This window comes from Pseudomonas sp. CFBP 13710 (assembly GCF_014842235.1).
In the GTDB taxonomy this organism is placed as follows: domain Bacteria; phylum Pseudomonadota; class Gammaproteobacteria; order Pseudomonadales; family Pseudomonadaceae; genus Aquipseudomonas; species Aquipseudomonas baltica.
In genome coordinates this window covers 37,874-58,040 of record NZ_JACYVJ010000004.1, presented here as the reverse complement: position 1 = coordinate 58,040, position 20,167 = coordinate 37,874, and the positions used below count along the sequence as shown (strand labels likewise).

General features: G+C 63.3%; 20 protein-coding genes. 15 read left to right on the top strand and 5 right to left on the bottom strand.

The genetic code is table 11. The features are described from left to right. The first annotated feature begins 6 nt into the window (after positions 1–6). The 6 genes from IFT44_RS11220 to IFT44_RS11195 all read left to right on the top strand — a co-directional run bounded on the left by IFT44_RS11220 (position 7) and on the right by IFT44_RS11195 (position 4,560). Positions 7–282 (top strand): hypothetical protein, encoded by a 276-nt coding sequence (locus IFT44_RS11220; protein ID WP_122480593.1) that lies wholly within the window; start codon positions 7–9, stop codon positions 280–282. Between the two features lie 173 nt (positions 283–455). Next, positions 456–734, top strand: coding sequence for a type II toxin-antitoxin system RelE/ParE family toxin (locus IFT44_RS11215; protein ID WP_122480594.1), 279 nt, complete (start codon positions 456–458; stop codon positions 732–734). 13 nt (positions 735–747) lie between these two features. Continuing rightward, a complete protein-coding gene (locus tag IFT44_RS11210; protein ID WP_192137510.1) occupies positions 748–1,038 on the top strand; it encodes a HigA family addiction module antitoxin in 291 nt (96 codons plus the stop codon). A gap of 203 nt (positions 1,039–1,241) precedes the next feature. Then, positions 1,242–2,615, top strand: coding sequence for a CHASE2 domain-containing protein (locus tag IFT44_RS11205; protein ID WP_192137509.1), 1,374 nt, complete (start codon positions 1,242–1,244; stop codon positions 2,613–2,615). After that, a complete protein-coding gene (locus IFT44_RS11200) occupies positions 2,612–2,971 on the top strand; it encodes a hypothetical protein (protein WP_122801319.1) in 360 nt (119 codons plus the stop codon). The genes IFT44_RS11205 and IFT44_RS11200 overlap by 4 nt, the downstream gene beginning before the upstream one ends. Further along, complete coding sequence (locus IFT44_RS11195; protein ID WP_192175913.1) at positions 2,968–4,560, top strand: M48 family metallopeptidase; 1,593 nt, start codon at positions 2,968–2,970, stop codon at positions 4,558–4,560. The genes IFT44_RS11200 and IFT44_RS11195 overlap by 4 nt, the downstream gene beginning before the upstream one ends. Before the next feature lie 14 nt (positions 4,561–4,574). On the opposite strand, the gene IFT44_RS11190 is transcribed toward IFT44_RS11195, so the two are convergent. Further along, a complete protein-coding gene (locus IFT44_RS11190; protein WP_192137507.1) occupies positions 4,575–5,201 on the bottom strand; it encodes a glutathione S-transferase family protein in 627 nt (208 codons plus the stop codon). A gap of 291 nt (positions 5,202–5,492) precedes the next feature. On the opposite strand from IFT44_RS11190, the gene IFT44_RS11185 reads away from it, so the two are divergent. The 8 genes from IFT44_RS11185 to IFT44_RS11150 all read left to right on the top strand — a co-directional run bounded on the left by IFT44_RS11185 (position 5,493) and on the right by IFT44_RS11150 (position 14,526). Beyond that, on the top strand, positions 5,493–6,545 hold the full coding sequence (locus tag IFT44_RS11185; RefSeq protein WP_192058850.1) for an ABC transporter substrate-binding protein: 1,053 nt from the start codon (positions 5,493–5,495) through the stop codon (positions 6,543–6,545). Positions 6,546–6,849: 304 nt separating this feature from the next. After that, entirely contained in the window at positions 6,850–7,770 is a 921-nt protein-coding gene (locus IFT44_RS11180) for an ABC transporter permease (protein ID WP_122801315.1), read from the top strand. Further along, positions 7,770–8,567 (top strand): ABC transporter permease, encoded by a 798-nt coding sequence (locus IFT44_RS11175; RefSeq protein ID WP_122480602.1) that lies wholly within the window; start codon positions 7,770–7,772, stop codon positions 8,565–8,567. Before IFT44_RS11180 ends, IFT44_RS11175 begins: the two co-directional genes overlap by 1 nt. Positions 8,568–8,704: 137 nt before the next feature. After that, positions 8,705–10,165, top strand: coding sequence for an NAD-dependent succinate-semialdehyde dehydrogenase (locus IFT44_RS11170; protein ID WP_192175912.1), 1,461 nt, complete (start codon positions 8,705–8,707; stop codon positions 10,163–10,165). A gap of 180 nt (positions 10,166–10,345) precedes the next feature. Then, entirely contained in the window at positions 10,346–11,434 is a 1,089-nt protein-coding gene (locus tag IFT44_RS11165; protein WP_192056596.1) for an ABC transporter ATP-binding protein, read from the top strand. Positions 11,435–11,696: 262 nt separating this feature from the next. Further along, complete coding sequence (gene gabT / locus IFT44_RS11160; protein ID WP_192058845.1) at positions 11,697–12,989, top strand: 4-aminobutyrate--2-oxoglutarate transaminase; 1,293 nt, start codon at positions 11,697–11,699, stop codon at positions 12,987–12,989. Positions 12,990–13,309: 320 nt separating this feature from the next. Further along, positions 13,310–13,996 (top strand): hypothetical protein, encoded by a 687-nt coding sequence (locus IFT44_RS11155; protein WP_185794848.1) that lies wholly within the window; start codon positions 13,310–13,312, stop codon positions 13,994–13,996. Between the two features lie 38 nt (positions 13,997–14,034). After that, positions 14,035–14,526 carry an Lrp/AsnC family transcriptional regulator gene (locus IFT44_RS11150; RefSeq protein ID WP_043191751.1) on the top strand — a complete coding sequence of 164 codons (492 nt, stop codon included), beginning with the start codon at positions 14,035–14,037 and terminating at the stop codon, positions 14,524–14,526. 105 nt (positions 14,527–14,631) lie between these two features. Here IFT44_RS11150 and IFT44_RS11145 read toward each other — a convergent pair whose 3' ends face one another. The 4 genes from IFT44_RS11145 to IFT44_RS11130 all read right to left on the bottom strand — a co-directional run bounded on the left by IFT44_RS11145 (position 14,632) and on the right by IFT44_RS11130 (position 18,498). Beyond that, on the bottom strand, positions 14,632–15,342 hold the full coding sequence (locus tag IFT44_RS11145; protein ID WP_192175911.1) for a cupin domain-containing protein: 711 nt from the start codon (positions 15,340–15,342) through the stop codon (positions 14,632–14,634). A gap of 33 nt (positions 15,343–15,375) precedes the next feature. Next, on the bottom strand, positions 15,376–16,659 hold the full coding sequence (locus IFT44_RS11140) for an NAD(P)/FAD-dependent oxidoreductase (protein WP_192175910.1): 1,284 nt from the start codon (positions 16,657–16,659) through the stop codon (positions 15,376–15,378). Positions 16,660–16,706: 47 nt separating this feature from the next. Further along, positions 16,707–17,411 carry an HAD-IA family hydrolase gene (locus IFT44_RS11135; protein ID WP_122480608.1) on the bottom strand — a complete coding sequence of 235 codons (705 nt, stop codon included), beginning with the start codon at positions 17,409–17,411 and terminating at the stop codon, positions 16,707–16,709. A 139-nt stretch (positions 17,412–17,550) separates the two neighbouring features. Further along, on the bottom strand, positions 17,551–18,498 hold the full coding sequence (locus IFT44_RS11130; protein ID WP_192175909.1) for a LysR family transcriptional regulator: 948 nt from the start codon (positions 18,496–18,498) through the stop codon (positions 17,551–17,553). 173 nt (positions 18,499–18,671) lie between these two features. Between IFT44_RS11130 and IFT44_RS11125 the strand changes: the two genes are divergently transcribed. Beyond that, entirely contained in the window at positions 18,672–20,099 is a 1,428-nt protein-coding gene (locus tag IFT44_RS11125) for an aldehyde dehydrogenase family protein (protein WP_192175908.1), read from the top strand. The last annotated feature ends 68 nt before the right edge of the window (positions 20,100–20,167 follow it).

Here is a 20,167-nt window from a genome sequence, read left to right as displayed (position 1 = left end):
ACCTCCATGCCTAAGAAACTTTCCCTCGCTCTGCTGATGATTTCCGCCCTGGGCCTGGCGGCCTGTGACAAGACCTCCGAAGACCATGTGCAGAAAGCCAACGAGCACACCGAAGCCGCCGCCCAGAAGCAAGCCGAAGGCAAGCCTGCGCAAGCCGCCGAGGAAAAAGCCGAAGCCGCCGAAGAACACGACAAGGCCCGTGAGAAGCGCGTGACCGAGGACCGCCACCAGGCGCTGTCCTCGGACGTACCGGACGAGATCAAGGCGCCCGAGAAGAAGTAAATCGCAACGCGATCGGCCCAGGCCCCGCCAGTGATGGACGGGGCTTTTTTGTACCGGGCGCTTGGCTCCAGACCACATTTGGAAACAGCCGGGTGTTCGAAGACCTCTCACAATGTCGTTACTCTGAGATGCCGATACGCAGGAAGCGTGATCGTTTACATCACGGAATAAGCATGATAAAAAGCTTTCGACACAAGGGCCTGAAGGCTTTCTTCGAAACCGGATCAACCAAGGGTATCTGCGCTGATCATGCCAAACGCCTTGCTCGCATCTTGCCGATTCTGGAGCGCGCCATTGATGCTGGCGATGTCGACATGCCTGGGTGGAGGCTACATCCACTCAAGGGTGATCTCGTGACGTATTGGTCGGTAACGGTGAGCGGCAACTGGCGGCTGATCTTTCGCTTCGAGGACGGCAACGTCGAACTGCTCGATTACCTCGACTATCACTAAGGATGACTGCGCCATGCCTATGCACAACCCTCCTCATCCCGGCGAAGCGTTGCTGGCAGATGTACTTCCGGCCCTGGACATCAAGATCGCGGAGTTCGCCCGGCGCTTGGGCTATGCCCGGGAAACCCTTTCACGGATCTTGCACGGTCATGCCCCCATCAGCCCGGACCTGGCCGTTCGCCTGGAGCGTGCTGGAATCGGCAAAGCACGCACCTGGCTGGCCGTTCAGGCTGATTGGGATCTATGGCAGGCAGAGCACCGCGAGCAACCGCTGATCGAGCCGTTTGCCGCTTCCGTGTCTTGACTGCTCTGCCCTCAACTCCGTCTAGACGAAGTCGGCAGCTTCAGCCAGGGCCTTGACGAATGCATGGTAGGTCCTGGGTTGTCCTCGCGAAACTTCTTGGTGGCGTACTCGTCGCTACGCGGCTCAGCCTGCCATCGCCTTGACATCATCTGTCCAATTCCTTTACAAAGCCGACACACAGGGATTCGCTGATCAGGCCACGGATGAAGGCTAACTATTTTCGATTCTGGCTGGGGCAGGTGCTGCTCGGCCTGTTCATAGGCTGCATCGCACTGCTGGACCCCTTCGGGCTTTCCAGCTCCAGTGACGCTGCGTCTTCGCAGTGGATCAATCGCATCGCCGCCAGCAGCTACCCAGACACTGGGCAGCAGCAGGTGGTCGTCGTGCTGATCGACGACGCCTACCTCATGCGCAACGCCACCTTCTGGCCCCTGCCCTATGCGCAGCAAAGCCAGCTATTCAGGCGTCTGTTGGCCTACAAACCGCGGGCGGTCTTCGTGGACTTGATGTACAGCCACGACCACTCACTCAATGATGCCGACAACGGCAGCCAACTGCTGGTCAATGTCTTCGAGCGCTATCGAGAACAGGGCATCTCGCTTCTGTTGGCCAACACCGGCGAGACCCGCGGTGTCGACGGTCAGGCCAACGCTTTGGCGGCGCTGGACCAGATGAGCCGTCGTGCACTGGTGAAGTGGAGCGATGTCGGCGACCGATACCCGTTGGCCGTCGAGACGTCGCAGGGGCTGATCGAAACGCCAGCGCTGGGTCTGTACCGCGAGTTTTGTCGCGACCGCGAATGTACCGGGCTGCCTGTCGATGCAGCCCAGGCAGCGCAACGCGCACCCATCGCGCTGCGCTGGGGAAGGGCACTGTCACCCCTGCAATCGCTGGCCACCTCGGTGGCGGAATGCTCGGTAGCGGGCAACGCCTGGTATGCCCAGTTATGGCAGGCGATCTTCTGGAAGTTCGGCGACAGCGGCCAGGCCACTTGTGCCTATACCCTCACCCTCAAGGCCAGCGCCCTGGAAGCCAATTCGCCCGAGGACCGTGCGCTCTTGCGGCAGTTGCTCAGCGACAAACTGGTGCTGGTGGGGGCTCAGATCACCTCGGCCGGCGACCTTACCCAAACGCCGGTGCACGGCCTGCTGCCAGGGGTGTACCTGCACGCCATGGCGCTGGACAACCTGGTGACCTACCACGATGCGTATCAACGCGATCCGGACAGTTATTTCTGGCTATCGATCAGTTGGCTGGACCTGGTGCAACTGGGTTTCGTCATCGTCATCGTCGGTCTGCGTGCCTGGTATCGACGGCGCCGCCATCGTCGCGCCAAAGCGTGGCGCGCCCCCCTGTTCAGTTGGGCCATCGTCCAGGCAGCACTGGCCGTGCTGTGCTGGGGACTGTGGCAAAACAACATCAGCCCGGCCAATGTCCTGGCCATTGCCGTGTTGTCGATTTCAATCATCTCAGCGCCGATCAGCCTGTTTGCCAAGCGGCGATGGCGATCGCTCGTGCGTTATTTCGCCCAGCGCAGGCGCGCTCGTATTTCACTTGTAGAAGGAACTCAAGGATGACCCGAATCACGTTTTTGCTGTTGGCAGCGCTGTGCAGCCCGAGTGTGTTGGCCACCACCGTCGACGCCTATGAAGCCGATCCGCTGACATTGCTCGACGAGCATGGCAAATCTCAGGGCAGGTTGCCTGTGAAGGATGCACCCAAGCCGCCGTTGCAGGTGTTGGCCACCCACCCGAATCTGGATCAGGTACAGGTCGAGCTTGGCGGACGCAAAGTCTGGCTGGACACCATGGACCTGCGTTTGAGCGAAGGCAAGATCGTTACCACGCCTTGCGAAAGCCTGCCCATCAGCCAGAAGGCCGACACCCGGAACGCCTCGACCATCGGCTTCGGTTCTGGCTGCAGCAAACCATGAGCGCCGGGACGGTGAGGGACCGGGCTTTGCACACCAGCCTTTGCGCCTTGGCCTGCCTGCTGCTCGGTGGTTGTGGCACGCTCAAGGGCGCAGATGCTGCATTCATGAACCTGGTAGGGCCTTCTACCCAATCCCAGGTCAAAGGACGCTATCTGGACACGGCGGATGTACGCCAGTACTACAGGCTCGACCCGCAACGGGTCAGCGCACAGCGCCTGAGCTATGACGGCATGGCGGTCCCGGCCGGGGAAATTCGCCAGCACAATGTGGTGCTCATTCCACCTTTGCAGACGTACCTGCAAGGCATCGTCGGCAGGCTCGGCAAAGGTTGGCCAGGCGAGTTGCCCGCTCTGCAGGTGAAGGTCATCGACAGCTACGGTTTCGGGCCATCGGCCGACCCGTACGGCAATCTGTTCGTCCCCTTGGGCATGCTCGACAACGTCCAGAGCGAGGACGAGATCGCGGCGATGCTGGGGCACGAAATGAGCCACGTACTGCTGCACCATCATGATCGACGGGCAGCGTTCCAGCAGCAGAATGCTGTGCTGAGCAACGTGGCAACCTCGGTGGTGCTCGCGACCATGATCGCTGACACCGGAGTGAACCGTAGCTCGGGCAGCTTGAAGTTCATCAGCAAGGACCCGCAGGGCATGCAGAAAACCGTGGGCAATACGGTGCTGTATACGGCCTTGGTGAACAGCTTCTCGGAAAACATCTGGAGCACGGCCTGGGGGCGCAGCCAAGAGGACCAGGCCGATCTGCTGGGTGCCGACTTGATGATCAAGGCCGGCTATGCTCCGCGCGCCGCCAGCCACAGCCTGCAGCGCCTGAGCGATTTCCAGGGCAAGCAGAAGTCCTTGCTCGGCAGCTTTGCCACGCAGCGAAAGGAAGCCATGCAGGCGTCGTTGCAGAACCTGCAGGTCGATCGCTTGGTCAAGGAGGTGGAAGTCACCTTGAATCAAGGGCTGGCCACCGGCATCACTGCCGCAGGCCAGTATTTCCAGCGCTCGCACATGTCGCCGCTGGACCGCGATACCGAACTGCGCCAGTACCTGCAACGCCAGTACGATGGGCAACGACGTGCGCCGGTCAATGCCGATGACTGGCAGCGATTGCGGGCCTCTGGCGCGGTCGCACCGTCGCTGCAAGCCTACAAGGACGCCTATGCGGCGACCGTGGCACTTGAACAAAAGAAACTGCGCGAAGCGCAGCTGTTCAGCGACCGGGCGCTGACGTCTGCGGTACGCGACCAGCCCGGCATCCGTCGAGCCGCCTTCAGTGTCGACATGGCGCAGGGCAAACGCCGCGAAGCGCTGATCGAGTTGCAGTCGATCAAAGACTGGTCACTGGCCAGCCCTGAGCTGTATGACTTGATGATCGCTCACCATCTGCGCAACGACGATCCACGCGCAGCCCTGGCGCTGATTGCCCAAGCGGAAAGGACACTGGGCTCCGAAGAGCTTTTCATCACCGAGAAGCTGGCCGCCAACCAACGGCTCAAGGACGACGCACAGGTCAAGCTACTGGCACGCAAGTGCGCGCAGTACCCGACGCGCAAGGACGGTTGCAAGAAACTGCTACCGGCCTGAGGCGCGTCGCGTGTTCACTTGGCGAACTTGTACTCGCCGCCCTGCTCCAGCGCTTTTTGATACGCCGGCCGTGCTTGCAGGCGCTCGACCCAGGCAGCCAGGTGGGGGTAGGCGTCCAGCTTGCCCTGGGCTTTGGCCAACTCGCCGACGAAGCTCATCTGCACGTCGGCGCCGGTCAGTTCTTCACCCACCAGGTAAGGCGTCAGGCTGAGGGCGGTATTCAGGTAGCCCAGGTAGTTGTCCAGTTCGGATTCGATGCGCGGATGCAGCGGCGCGCCGGCTTCGCCCAGACGGCCGACGTACAGATTGAGCATCAACGGCAGCATGGCCGAGCCTTCGGCGAAGTGCAGCCACTGCACGTACTCGTCGTAGGTGGCACTGGCCGGGTCAGGCTGCAGGGCGCCTTGGCCGTGACGACGGATCAGGTAATCGACGATGGCGCCGGACTCGATGATGGTGTGCGGGCCGTCCTGAATCATCGGCGATTTGCCCAACGGATGGACGGCCTTGAGTTCGGCTGGCGCGAGGTTGGTCTTGGTGTCGCGTTCATAACGCTTGATCTCGTAAGGCACGCCAAGCTCTTCCAGCAGCCAGATGATGCGTTGCGAGCGTGAATTGTTCAGGTGGTGAACGGTGATCATGACGAAGACCTTCTGTAGGGGCAGGTTAAGAGCAGACCCGGCCTGACCTGCAGAGTGCAAAAAATCCCTGCGCGGGGAGCGCGCTCTTCACTCATCTCGATAGCTTCCTGTGGGCAAAACAGTTCCTGCTGCGCCACTCGGTGTTTTCGCAATAAAACGCTTCGACGGCGCCGATTTGTGGCCGCTTGCGCGCAGCCCCTGGCGGTAGATTGGACAGCAGCGGTCCAGCAGAACGACCGAGCGACAACAACCAGCTCGCCTCCCACCTGCCAACCTTCAGGAGTCCCGTACATGACACCGACGCCACTGCGCGCATTCAAGTTCGCAAGCCTTGCACTGCTGGTCGGCGCCTTCGGGCAGGCTTGGGCAGAAGACATTACCTTCGTATCGCAGGGCGGTGCCTACCAGGAGGCACAGAGCAAGGCCATCCTCGAACCGGCGGCCAAGAAGCTTGGCCTGACCCTCAGGCAGGACAGCTCGCCCAAGGCCTACCCGATCATCAAGACCCAGGTCGAAAGCGGCAAGGTCAGTTGGGACGTGGTCGACCTGCCCACCGGCGATTGCCTGCGCGGTGAGGCCGAAGGCCTGTTCGAAAAGCTGGACCCAGCCTTGGTGCCGAACGCTGCGCAGCTTCCGGCGGCGCTCAAGGACGACTACACCGTCGGCTACATCAGCTACTCCACCGTGCTGGCGTATCGCACCGATGCCTTCAAGGGCGACAACGTGCCCAGGACCTGGGCGGATTTCTGGGACACGAAGAAATTTCCGGGGCAGCGCTCGCTGCGCAACCTGCCGCGCCCCACCCTCGAGATTGCCTTGATGGCCGACGGCGTGGCGCCTGACAAGCTGTACCCGCTGGACGTGGAGCGGGCCTTCAAGAAGCTCGAGGAAATCAAGCCGCACATTGCCACCTGGTGGACGTCCGGCGGGCAGTCGGCGCAGTTGATCAGTGACGGCGAGGTGGACATGATCCAGGCCTGGAACGGTCGCATCACGGCGGTGCAGGCCGACGGTGCGCCGGTAGCCTTCGACTACAACCAGGGCGTGCTGGAAACCAACTCGCTGTGCGTGCTCAAGGGTACGGCGCACCGGACGGCAGCGATGAAGTTCGTCAACGAGGCCATCGACGCCAAGCTGCAGGCGGCGCTGCCGATGATCATCGACTACGGCCCGCTGAACCCCGAGGCGTTCAAGACCGGCACCATTCCTGCCGAACGCGCGACCAAGCTGCCGTCTTCGCCCGAAAACATCTCGCGTCAGGCGCTGCTGTCGGCCAAGTGGTGGGCGTCGCAGGAAGGGGTGAAGGCCGAAGAGCGCTGGCTGGCCTTTGTGCAGAAAAAGTAGGCGTGCCAGGGCGGGCCTCTTCGCGGGCAGAGCCCCGCTCCCACAGAAGTATGCCTGAAGCCTGCCTCTGAAACGGGGCACCTGAGCGCTGCCTTTGTGGGAGCGGGTCTCTGCCCGCGAAGGGGCCAACGCAGTTGCTGCTGTCGCCCACCCTCAATACGAAACAAACCACTCCGGCGCAGGCCTTTTAAGCCCGTTTCGTTCTTGGCTGAGTCGGTACATTGAACCTTGAGGGTCGCCATGACCGACCAACAACAAGCTGCTTGCGCTGTTTCACCGGCGCTCGGCCGTGAGGAATCGTTCCATGTCCAACGCCTATCTCGCCAAATCCATGCCTGACGCCCACAGCGAGCCGCCTGCAAGCAATGCCGATGCCCTGGCGCGCGAGGAACGTCGGGAGAATACCTCGATGTTGCTGCTGCTCGCCCCGGCGCTGTTCATGGTGGTGGTGCTGTTGATCCTGCCGATGTGCTGGCTGGCGTTCCAGTCGGTACAGACCGAAGACGGCTTTTCGCTGGCCAACTACGCGCGCATCTTCGAAGAACGCATCTACTGGGATACGTTCTACCTGACGTTCAAGATCAGCCTGATCGTGACCCTGCTGTCCATCGTCATGGGCTTCCCGATAGCCTACGCCGCCTCGCGCCTGCAGGGCTTCTGGGCCAACCTGATTCTGATCTGCGTGATCCTGCCGTTCTGGACCAGCGTGCTGGTGCGCTCCTACGCCTGGCTGGTGTTGCTGCAGCGGCGCGGGGTGGTCAACCAGACGCTGCTGGACATGGGCATCATCGACCAACCGCTGAACATGATGCACAACACCACCGGCACGGTGATCGGCACTCTACACGTGATGTTGCCGTTCATGGTGCTGCCGCTGTATTCGGTGATGAAGAAGATTCCCCAGGACCTGATGCAGGCTTCCGAAAGCCTGGGCGCCAAACCCTTCTACACCTTTCGCCGGGTGTTCCTGCCGATGGCGGCGCCGGGTGTGATGGCCGGTTCCATCCTGGTTTTCGTGATCTGCCTGGGCTTCTTCATCACCCCTGAACTGCTGGGCGGCGGTCGCACCATCCTGGTGTCGATGCTGGTGCAGCGCAACGTCGAGCTTTATCACGCCTGGGGCGCCGCCAGTGCGGTGGGCCTGGTGCTGCTGTTCGTGGTGTTCCTGATCTTCTGGGGCATCAACCGCTTCATCCCCATCGAACGCATCCTGGGAGCACGCTGATGAATACGCTTGCCTACCTGCGCCAGCTACGCCTGTCGCATGTGCTGTTCACCGTGCTGGTCGCGGCGATTCTGCTGTACCTGATCATCCCGGTGCTGATCGTGGTACCGATGTCGTTCTCCGAGGCGCGCTTCCTGCAGTTCCCGCCCAAGGAGTGGTCGCTGCGCTGGTATGAAGCCTTCTTCCACAGTGCCGAGTGGATGTCGGCGGCGCGGGTCAGCCTGATCACGGCCGTAGTGACCACTGCAGTGAGCCTGCCGATCGGCATGGCCGCGGCCTACGCCATCAACAACTCGAGCCTGAAGGTCATCCGCACCCTGCAGATCGTGTTGCTGCTGCCCATGATGGTGCCGATCATCCTGATCGCGGCGGGGGTGTTCTTCGTCTACGCGCGGGTGGGGCTGATCAGCTCGCTGACCGGCCTGGTACTGGCGCACATCATGCTGGCCCTGCCCTACGTGATCATTGCCCTGCTCGCCGGGCTGCGCAATTTCGACATGTCGCAGGAGATGGTCGCGCGCAGTCTGGGCATGAACCGCTTTCGCGCGTTCATGGCGGTGACCTTGCCGCAGATCAAGCCCAGCGTGGTTTCGGCAACCCTGTTCGCGTTCATCACTTCGCTGGATGAAACGGTGGTAGCGCTGTTCATTTCCGGGGGTGACAACCAGACCCTGACCAAGCGCATGTTCACTGCACTGCGCGACGAAATCGACCCGACGATTGCGGCGATCAGTTCGATCCTGATTCTGGCGTCGCTGATTCTGGTGGTGGTGGCTGGGCGGAACAAGCAGGGGTAACACCCCCCAGCACAGCCTGCCGCCACCCCACCGCAATTCAGCATCCGCGCCGCGCCGCGTGCCCCATCTCGGCATCGCCCGCTGCGTGGACATTTCTACACTAGGTCCATCGTTCGGACTGCAAAGGCACCTTGATCATGTTGAAGCATTCACTGCGTGACCCTTCCCTGCTCGTCGAGCGCGCCTACGCCAATGGCCAGTGGATCACCGCCGATGACGGCGCCACCCTTGCCGTGACCAATCCAGCCGATGGCAGCGTGATCGCCAACGTACCGGCCTTGCAGGCAGCCGAAACCCGGCGCGCCATTGCCGCCGCCGAGGCCTGTTTCGTCACCTGGCGCGAAGTGCCTGCGGCCGAGCGCGCCAAATTGCTGGAGAAGTGGTACCAACTGATCATGGACAACCAGGAAGACCTGGCCTTGATCATGACCGCCGAACAGGGCAAACCCCTGGGCGAGTCGCGCGGTGAAATTGCCTACGGTGCGAGCTTCGTCAAATGGTTCGCCGAGGAAGCGCGGCGCATCTATGGCGACACCATTCCTTCACCCGCTGCCGACCGCCGCATCCTGGTACTCAAGCAGCCGATCGGCGTGGTCGCGGCGATCACCCCGTGGAATTTCCCCAACGCCATGATCACCCGCAAGTGCGCACCGGCCCTGGCCGCCGGTTGCCCGGTGCTGGTCAAGCCGTCGGAGATGACCCCGCTGTCGGCCCTGGCCCTGGCGGTGTTGGCCGAACGCGCAGGCATTCCGGCCGGGGTGTTCAACGTGCTCACCGGCCTGCCGGCAGGCGTGGGCGGCGAGATGACCAGCAACCCGGCCGTGCGCAAGCTGTCGTTCACCGGTTCCACCCGCGTCGGCCAGCTGTTGATGAGCCAGTGCGCGACGACCATCAAGCGCCTGAGCCTGGAGCTGGGCGGCAACGCACCGTTCATCGTGTTCGATGACGCCGACCTGGACCTGGCCATTGCCGGCGTCATGCAGAGCAAATTCCGCAACGCCGGGCAGACCTGCGTGTGTGCCAACCGCATTCTGGTGCAGGACGGCATCTACCAACGTTTCGCCGAACGCCTGAAGGCGGCGGTGGCCGAGCTGAAAGTCGGCGACGGTCTGGCCGAGGGTGTGACCATCGGCCCGTTGATCAACGCTGCGGCAGTGGACAAGGTGGCCCGCCACATCAGCGATGCCGTGGAGAAAGGCGCTACCGTTGCCATTGGTGGGTTGCCGCAAAACGATGGCCTGTACGTGCAGCCCACGGTGTTGCTGGACGCCAACGCCGACATGCTGCTGGCCAGCGAGGAAACCTTCGGCCCCGTGGCGCCGCTGTTCCGCTTCCACACCGAGGACGAAGCGCTGACGCTGGCCAATGCCACGCCCTATGGCCTGGGTGCCTACTACTTCACCCAGGACATGCGCCGCGCCTGGCGCGTGGGCGAGCGTCTTGAGTTCGGCATGGTCGGCTTGAACACCGGGATCATCTCCATGGAAGTGGCGCCCTTCGGCGGCGTGAAGCAGTCGGGCACCGGCCGCGAGGGATCCAAGTACGGCCTGGATGAATTTCTCGAAGTGAAGGCCTGGCACATCGGTGGGTTGGGTTGATCTGTGTCGGGCATCGGCATCGCATGACGGCCCTGACGCGGCTCGCGCCGCTGCTACAGAAGATCGCATTCCCTTGTCGATCGCATTCTCCTGTAGCAGCGGCGCGAGCCGCGTCGGCGGGCAGCGCGGATTGTCAGGTAACCCATGACCACCTATTCAGCATTTTCTGGAGCACCACAGATGAATTTCACTGAAGGTTTCGAATCGGTCAGCGTCAACCAGGTCAGCAAGCACTACGGCAGCCTCAAGGCGCTGGACAACGTCAATCTCAAGGTGGAAGCCGGCGAATTCATGTCGCTGCTGGGGCCCTCGGGTTCGGGCAAGACCACCTTGCTGAGCATTCTGGGTGGCTTCATTCGGGTGAGCTCCGGCAACATCCTGTTCGGCGAGCGCAACGTTACCCTGATGCCGCCGCACAAGCGCGAAATCGGCGTGGTCTTCCAGAATTACGCGCTGTTCCCGCACATGACCGTGGGCGAGAACGTGGCCTTCCCGTTGCGTGCCCGCGGCGAAAGCGCAGGCAAGAGCCGGGAGCGGGTCAAACAGGCCCTGGCCACGGTGGAACTCAGTGGCTACGAAGAGCGCTCGATTGCCGCGCTTTCCGGCGGCCAGCGCCAGCGCGTGGCACTGGCCCGGGCCATCGTTTTCGAACCCAAACTGATTTTGATGGACGAGCCGCTGTCGGCCCTGGACAAGCAGCTGCGCGAGACCATGCAGATCGAACTGCGCGCCCTGCACAAGCGCCTGGGCGCGACCATGATCTACGTCACCCACGACCAGCGTGAAGCGCTGACCATGAGCGACCGCATCGCCATCATGCGCGGCGGGCAACTGGTTCAGGTCGACACGCCACGCCGCCTGCACGACCACCCTTCGGACGACTTCGTCGCCAGCTTCATCGGCGAAAGCACCTTGGTGCCGCTGCAACGCAGCGCGAACAACGGTTTGACCCTGGGCTCCACGGCCCTGCGCACCACGCGCCCGGTGCCCGCTACGGGCGATGTATTCCTGGCGCTGCAAGCGGAAAAGCTGCTGCTGGACAGCGCCAGCGCCGGGCCTGAATGGAACCGTCTGAGCGGGCGCGTCGCCGACATCGTCTTTCAGGGCGAAAGCTTGAAGGTCTTCGTCGATCTGGACGGTGGGCCCACCGTCAGCCTGCGCCAGCCAAGCCACCACGAAGGCAACCTGAGCCTGCCGCCGATCGGCTCGCCGATGCTCATGCGCCTGCATCCGGAAGACACCATCGTGGTGCCGCGCGCCGGGGTTTGAGGAGGTCAGTGCAGGCCCCTTCGCGGGCAGAGCCCGCTCCCACAAGGACCTGCACAACTGTGGGAGCGGGGCGGGCGGCGAGCCCTCTGCCCGCGAAGGGGCCAGCACTGACACCCCACCACCCAAACAACCGAATCTACCGCCCCACCCGCAAAAAAAACGCAAACACCCCAGCCAAACCCACAACTTCGGTGCTTGTGATTTGCGCCACTCCTTATCCTGATCACATCACCCGCCACGCTCGGCGCTCACGGAGATCGAGATGAATTCTGCACTGACCGAAAATCAACGCCTGCTGGCCCTGCGCGAACAACACGTGCCCCGTGGCATCGCCACCGCGCACCCGATAGTGGCCGCGCGCGCCCAGGGTGCCGAGCTGTGGGATGTGGACAACAAGCGCTATCTGGATTTCGTCGGCGGCATCGGCGTGCTCAATGTCGGCCACAATCACCCCGCTGTGGTCGAGGCGGTGCGCAGCCAGGTGGGCAAGGTGTCCCATGTCAGTTTTCAGGTGGCGGCCTACGAGACCTACATCGACGTGGCCGCGCGGCTGAACGTGCTGGTCGGCGGGGACGAGCACTACAAGAGCGTGCTGTTCACCTCCGGCGCCGAAGCGGTGGAAAACGCGATCAAGATCGCCCGCGGCTACACCCAGCGGCCTGCGGTGATTTCGTTTCGCGGAGGGTTCCACGGACGCACCCTGTTGGGGGTGACCTTGACCGGCATGAGCCAGCCCTACAAACAGAATTTCGGCCCGTTCCCGGCGGAGATCTATCACGCCAGCTACCCCAATGCCTATCGCGGCATCAGCAGCGACGACGCCCTGGCGCAGTTGCACGAGCTGTTTGCCAGCGACGTGGCGCCGGATCGGGTCGCGGCGATCCTGATCGAGCCGGTGCAGGGCGACGGCGGTTTCCTGGCCGCGCCGGTGGAGTTTCTCCAGGCGCTGCGTGCGCTGTGCACGCAGCATGGCATCGTGTTGATCGCCGATGAAATCCAGGCTGGATTCGGCCGCACCGGGAAAATGTTCGGTTTCCAGCATGCGGGTATCCAGCCGGATCTGGTCACGGTGGCCAAGTCTCTGGCCGGTGGCATGCCACTGTCGGGGGTGGTGGGCCGGGCCGAGATCATGGATGCGCCGACGCCCGGTGGGTTGGGCGGCACCTACGGTGGCAACGCCGTGGCCTGTGCGGCGGCGCTGGCGGTGCTGGACCTGTTCGAGCACGAAGACCTGCTGGCGCAGGGCGAGCAGCGTGCGGTGCAGTTGCGCGAGGGCTTGCTGGGGCTGCAGAAACGCTATCCGCGCATCGGTGATGTGCGGGGCCTGGGCTTCATGCTGGCCATCGAGATGGTCAAGGACGATGCCGGGCACAGCGCCGATGCCGATCTGGCCCAGCGGGTCATCGACCAAGCGCGCCAGGCGGGGTTGCTGGTGATCAAGTGTGGGCTGTATCGCAACGTGGTCCGCTTCCTCGCGCCGCTGGTGACCAGCGCCGAGCAGGTGGCAGAAGCCTTGCAGATGCTCGACACGGCATTGGCAAAAGCCGGGGCCTGACTGTGGGAGCGGGGCGGGCGGCGCGCTCTTCGCGGCCACGGACCGCTCCTACAGGGATCAGGGCCAAACGTAGGAGCGGTCATCGGCCGCGAAAAATGCGCCGCGGTACACCTGGCACACTGCGGCGCGCTGTTCGCGGCCACCGACCGCTCCTACAGGGATCAGGTCCAAACGTAGGAGCGGTCAGCGGCCGCGAAAAATGCGCCGCGGTACACCTGGCACACTGCGGCGCGCTGTTCGCGGCCACCGACCGCTCCTACGGTGGAAAAGCTGTAGGAGTCTGCAGGGAAGCCCTTCATACCGTCGCTCAGGAGCAATCCATGAAAGTCACACAGTACAAGGCCCTGGGGTTCTCCTATGCCACCCTGGTCGACCGTGAACGGGGCATTCTCGAAGGCCTGCGACCCTTGTCGGTGCAGAGCGAGACTCCCGGCAGTGACGCGCAACTGCTGACGGCCTACCGCGCCATCGCCCAGGAGCTCGGCCAGGCGGGCGGCAACCCCAGTGCCAGTGCGTTCCACGGCCAGCTGTACCAGCGCATGGCGCACCGATTGCATGTGATTCCCGGCTGGGATGAAAGTGTGGCTTTCGGTAGCTCGTCGGCCCATTGGCCGATCTTCGAAGACGCCCCCGGCGCCCTGCAGTACCTGAGCAAGTTCTACCGGTTGATACTGATCGCCCCACCCCACGGCATCGATGTCGGCGCCCTGACCCAACGCTTGCCGGTGGCATTCGATGCGGTCATCGAACCTTGCAACGATGACTGGCACAGCAGCCTCGCCACCGAGCTGCAGCGCCTGGGCCTGGAGCGCTCGCAGTTGCTGCCGGTGCGCAGTACCGAAACGGATGACCCCTGGAACCTGCGCGTGGATTTTCCGGTGTGTACCCTGCACCGTGACCACCGCCAGCCATGGAATCTTTCGCCCCAGGCTCTGGACGGCAAGCGCTGTGAATACGCCAGCCTTGCGGACCTCGCCCATGCCCATCAAACGGCATTGCACGCCTGAGGCCCACGTTCATGCTTTGACTTGACGAGGTCCACCCCATGGATGCTGCAACGAAACTGGATCGCATCGACATCAATATTTTGGTGCAGCTGCAGAAGGACGGGCGCATGACCAACGTCAGCCTCGCCGAAGCCGTTGGCCTGTCCCCCAGCCCCTGCCTGCAACGGGTCAAACGCCTTGAGTCGGCGGGCTACATCAGTGGCTATGAAGCGCACGTCAATCTGGCCAAGTTCGCCAGCTCCGTCACGGTGTTCACCGAGGTGACACTGTCGGACCACAAACGCGCCGATTTCGTGAAGTTCGAATCGAGCATCCGCAACATCGACGAGGTGCTCGAATGCCATTTGATCAGCGGCGGGTATGACTACCTGGTGCGGTTCCTGTGCAGCAGCATCCAGCACTACCAGGAGCTGATGGAGTCGATCCTCGACAAGAACATCGGTATCGACAAGTATTTCAGCTACATCGTCATCAAGAGCCCGGTGCTCAAGAGCGCTGTGCCGTTGCGCAGTTTGGTGCGCGCGGTTTGATTCACGCACCGCGGTGACCCCGGACGCGGCTTGCGCCGCTGCTACAGGCCGATGTTCACGTCCGCCCACCCTACATCCCATGCCGCGTCCGGCCGTTACGCCGTCTCAACTCAATATGCAAAACACCTTGCGCACCGTCTGCTCGCTGGACCAGGCATTGGTCGCCCCCGCCGGCACCACCACGACCTCGCCGGCGCTGACCGTGCAGGCGTCGCCCTGCTCGGGCGTCAAGGTCACTGCGCCTTCCAGAATGAACATCAGCTCGCTGTAGGCCGGCTGCACCTGCTTGCGCGCGTAGGCCTCGCACTGCCACAGGCCGATACGCAGGTTGGCCACGCTGAACAGCGTTGCGCTCCAGGCTTTCGGAGCCGGGGTCAGCAGCACTGTTGCCGACGGCGGATCGCTGGGCGGCAGTGATTGAGCGAAGTCGATCTTCAGCGGCGTGCGAGGCATGTCAGTGCTCGGCGGCAAGCCGGGGAAAGCCATGAACAGGCGACGCAGCTGCCCGCGATGCTGCCAGCGCACTGCCACACCACGAGGCACCACGAAACAATCCCCAGCCTTCAGGCGCAGGTCGAAGCCCTCGCCCTGCAGGGTCAGCTCGCCGGCCTCCACAATCCCCAGTTCGACCCAGGGAAAATCATCGATCGACAAATTGGCGCCGACGCTGGTCGAGGCGCCCACCGCGTAGCCCGTGTGGGGGTCATGGAAATGCACGGTACGGCCGGCCGCGAGGGGGTCGTCCTGCAACGCAAAGGCGGCGACGGGTAGACGGCGTTCGATGGCGGGCTGTAAATAATGCAGGATCGGGGGCATAGGTCTCGTCTTGGCAATGAAGAAGTTCGCGGCTCAGCGGCCGATGGCATCCAGCAGTTGTTGCCAACCTGCCGCCAAGCGTACACCCGGCGCGCGAAAGGCATGCAGGGGAATGGGCTTGAACGTGTCGCCCGCCAGCAGGCCCAGTTGCACCGGTTCGCCCGCGGTCATGGCTGCCAGTTGCTTGCCCATGTAGGTGGACATCGCCACGCCACCGCCGTTGTAGCCGATGGCATAGAAGCTGCGCGCGTCCAGTTGACCTGCATGGGGCAGGTAATCGAGGGTCATGGCCACCAGCCCAGACCAGCGAAACGCCACGGGCTGGTCGCGCAGGACCGGAAACACCACGCCCATGCTGCGTTGCAGGGTGGCGAAGGCGCTGTCCGAATCGTCTTTGCCGAACGCCCCGCGGCCGCCGAAGATCAACCGGTCGCCGACCACCCGGAACCAGCGCAGCATGCGTTTGGTGTCGCCACAGACCTGGCCGCCGGGCATCAGCGTGGCCAATACGTCGGCCGACAGTGGTGCAGTGGCAATGATTGCGCTACGAAAGGGAATAAGCCGTCGGTGCAGAGTATCGGTCGCGGCGCTCTGGTCGGAATAGCCATTGGTGGCATACACCACCTGTCTGGCACTGACTCGACCCTGGGGCGTCTGCACGATGATCCGGTCGCCTTCCTGGCGAACCTGCAACGCCGGGCTGTTGATGAACATCTTCACGCCGCGCTCGTTCAGGCTGTGAGCCATGCCCCGGGCGTAGTTGAGCGGGTGAATGCCGCCCGCCTTCGGCGTCAGCAGCCCGCCGTGAAAAAGGGTCGAGCCGGTCATTTCCCGCACCTGCGCCGCGTCGATCATGCGCGACGACTCGCCGCCGGTTTCGCGCTTGATCCAGTCAGCGGTGTTGCGCAGTCCGGTCAGGGCAAGTTCGTTGTGGGCCGCGGCAATGTGCCCACCCATGTGCAACTGCGCGCCCTCGATGCCCAGGCTGTCGATCATTTCCACCAGGCTGTCCACGGCGGCATAACCGGTGCGGTACATGTGCAGAGCGGTGTCGCGATCGAAGCGCTGCATCAGGGCAGGAAAGCCGACGCGAAACTTGGGCGACACCACGCCGCCGTTACGGCCACTGGCGCCCCAGGCCAGGGTATTGGCTTCCAGAATCAATGGCTCGCGGCCGCTCAGGGCAATGTGGTGAGCCGCAGACAGCCCGGTGTAGCCGGCACCGACGATCACTACGTCGCACTGCCGCTCGCCGTGCAATGCTTGCAGGGCCGGGGCCGGTCGGGCGGTGGCCGCCCATAAACTCTTCGCAGTCATAGCCGGTTTCCACCAGAAGGCGGCGCTCGGAGCAAGCGCCGCTGTTGTCAGCCCAGTTCCTGTTCGACCGCGTCGGCCAGTTGCGCCAACGAGGTGAAATGGTAGTGCGGCTTGGTGTGCTCGGATTCCAGGGTGCCGCCGCTGCCCTTCTGCGCGTGGCGACGTTCGATCCAGCAGGTCTGGTAGCCCAGACGCATGGCCACGCCAATGTCGTGGTACTGGCTCTGCGCAACGTGGAGAATCTCTTCGAAGACGATGCCCTGCGTGGCCAGCACCCCACGGGTGTAGGCGAAAAACTGCGGATCGGGCTTCTCGAATCGCACATCGTCGACGGTCACGCGCACATCGAACGGCTCGTCGAGGGTCTTGGCCATGTGGTTCAAGGCCCAGATCTGCGAGTTGGTGGTGGCCACCAGCTTGAAGTGCTTGTGCAGACGCTTGAGCGCCTCGATCGAGTCGGGGAAGGCCGGGAAGTTTTCCACCGCCAACGCCAGGCCGCGGGCGTATTCGTCGCTGTCCGGCAAGCCGAGCTGGCGCGCGATCAAGTGATAGCAGCGCTCCAGGTCATCCGGCCACCAGCCCGAATCGGGCATGGCGCGGGCATCGCGGTAGGCCTTCAGAATGTCGTCGTCGCTGCACGCCTTGCCCGCTTCGCCTGCCACTTCGCGCACATGGTTGAGAATGCCGGCTTCGAAATCGATCAGGGTGCCGACGACATCGAACGTCAGGGCTTTGAACTGCTTGAATGACATAGGGCGCTCCGCATGATGAACCAGGGGAAGGTGCAAGGTGTGGTTCAATTATCAGCCGGGTGAATCGCCATATGTTCTGTTTTGTCCTTACCTCAGGGCATAACCTACTGTTTTTCCCGCGATGGCGGCATACCTGTGTTCATGACGCCTCCGCGATCTTCCGTGCCAGGCATAACTGTGGGTAAAGCGCGTCGACGCGCATGATGTCGGCCTGCATTTCTTCGATGATCCACTGGCGCACGCTTTCCACGATAGGGCGGCTCGGACGGTTGGCCGGTGTCACCAGGCAGCAGTGCCGGGCACTGACCGTGACCTCGTCACCCACCGGCAGCAACTGCCCGTTGGCCAGGCAGTGCGAGACCACGTTGAGCCAGCCCAGGGCCATGCCCTGGCCAAGCAAGGCGGCCTGCACCACCACCGCATAATCGGAGAACACCAGGGCATTGTCTGCGCGTCCACCCTGGTCGAAAGGCGCCGCCCAGGTACGGTCCTGGTTGTCCATGTGGATCAGCGCAGGCATTGCATTCTTGCCCTTGCCGCTCGGTACGCCGGCACGGTATTGCGGGCTGCACACGGGCAGGGTGATCTCGGGGAGAACCAGGCTGTCTGCGGCCTTGACGCTGCCGGCGTCGAGGTAGCGCATGCCCAGGTCGACATCCATCAACGGCCCGCCGATGCGCCCGGACATGAGTTGGTAACGCATGTCCACCGCGGGAAAGCGCTCGCTGAAACGGCTCATGCGCGGCATCAGCCAGTGTGTGGTGAACGCGGTGGACACCGACAGGGTGATGGTTTCCATGCCGGTAGCGCGGGCCGAGATTTCGCCGATGGCCGATTCGATGGTGTCGAAACCTTCCTGGACGCGGCGGTAAAGAAGGGTCCCGCTTTCGGTGAGCCGCGCGCCGCCACGAACGCGTTCGAACAACTGTACCCCAAGGTGTTCTTCCAGGCGCGAGAGCATGCGGCTCACGGCAGGCTGGCTGACGCAGAGTTCGTCGGCCGCACGGGTGAAACTGCCGCAACGGGCGGCTGCCTCGAAAACGAACAAGGAGCCGGAGCTGGGCAGTTTTCTGCGAAGGTTGGACATGACCTGAGTTTATGCCTGGGAAAACTATTAGTAAATTGCCCTGACAGGAAAACCGTTCCTATTCTGACGGCACGTAACTCCTTTTTCCCCGCAGCGAACTCGGACGCGGCTTGCGCCGCTGCTACGGGGACGCAGGCGCATCGGCCTTTTTTATCACTGGTGGAGAGCGAATTTTGGACAACGCGTTGAAGTTCTATATAGACGGACGATGGGTCGAGCCGTCGGGCGCGCGGCGCCTGGCGGTGATCAATCCGGCCAGCGAGCAGGCGTTTACCGAAATCGCCTTGGGTGAACAGGCCGATGTCGATGCGGCGGTCGCGGCGGCGCGACGCGCCTTTACCGACTTTGCGTTTACCACTCCGGCCGAGCGCAAGGCGCTGCTCGGACGGATCCTCGAGTCGTTCATGGCCCGCTACGACGACATTGCCGCGGCCATCATGCAGGAGGTCGGCGCACCGCGAGCCTTGGCCCATGACTGGCAGGCCGGTATCGGCAAGCGTCACCTGGAGCAGATGCTGCGCACCCTGGACAGCTTCGAGTTCCGCACCCGGCGCGGCACCACGCTGATCAATCAAGAGCCAGTCGGCGTGGTGGCCTTGATCACGCCCTGGAACTGGCCGATCAATCAGATCGCCTGCAAGGTGGCACCGGCACTGGCCGCCGGCTGCACCCTGGTGCTCAAGCCCAGCGAGATCGCGCCGATCAACGCCATCATTTTTGCCGAAGTGCTGCACAGCGCCGGAGTGCCGGCGGGCGTGTTCAACCTGATCAATGGTGACGGGCCTGGCGTGGGCGCAGCGCTGGCCAGTCACCCCGACGTGGACATGGTGTCGTTCACCGGCTCCACCCGGGCCGGCGTGGAAGTGGCGCGGCTGGCCGCACCGACGGTCAAGCGGGTGCACCAGGAACTGGGCGGCAAGTCGGCTAATATCCTGCTCGACGATGTGGACCTGCACGCAGCGGTGACGGCAGGGGTCAACGGGTGTTTCGGCAACAGTGGCCAGTCCTGCAACGCGCCCACACGGATGCTGGTACCCGCCGCGCTGCACGACCAGGCAGTGGCGATCGCTCGCGCGGCGGCATCGGCCCATCGAGTCGGCGCGCCCGACGACCCGTCCACGACCCTGGGCCCGGTGATCAGTGACCGGCAATACCAGGCAATCCAGCGGATGATCGCCATCGGCATCGAGGAAGGGGCGCAGTTGGTGTGTGGCGGTCTGGGCCGGCCGGCCGGGCTGGACCTCGGGTATTACGTGCAGCCAACGATCTTTGCCGGGGTGGATGCACAGATGACGATTGCCCGTGAGGAGATCTTCGGCCCGGTGCTGGTGATCCAGCCCTATACCGATGAGCAGGACGCGGTACGTATGGCCAACGACAGTGTGTTCGGGCTGGCGGCGTACGTGCAGTCGGCCAGCCTTGCGCGGGCACGCCAGGTGGCCCTGCAGATGCGCGCCGGCAGCGTCTACATCAACTATCCCAGCTGGGACGCAGCGGCGCCGTTCGGTGGCTACAAGCAATCGGGCAATGGCCGCGAATACGCCGAATGGGGGTTGGAGGCGTTTCTAGAGGTGAAGGGTATCGTGGGTTGGGGTACCTGACACACCGCAGCGCGCCCTTCGCGGCCAAGGACCGCTCCTACCGTTGACCGGCAACCCGTAGGGGCATC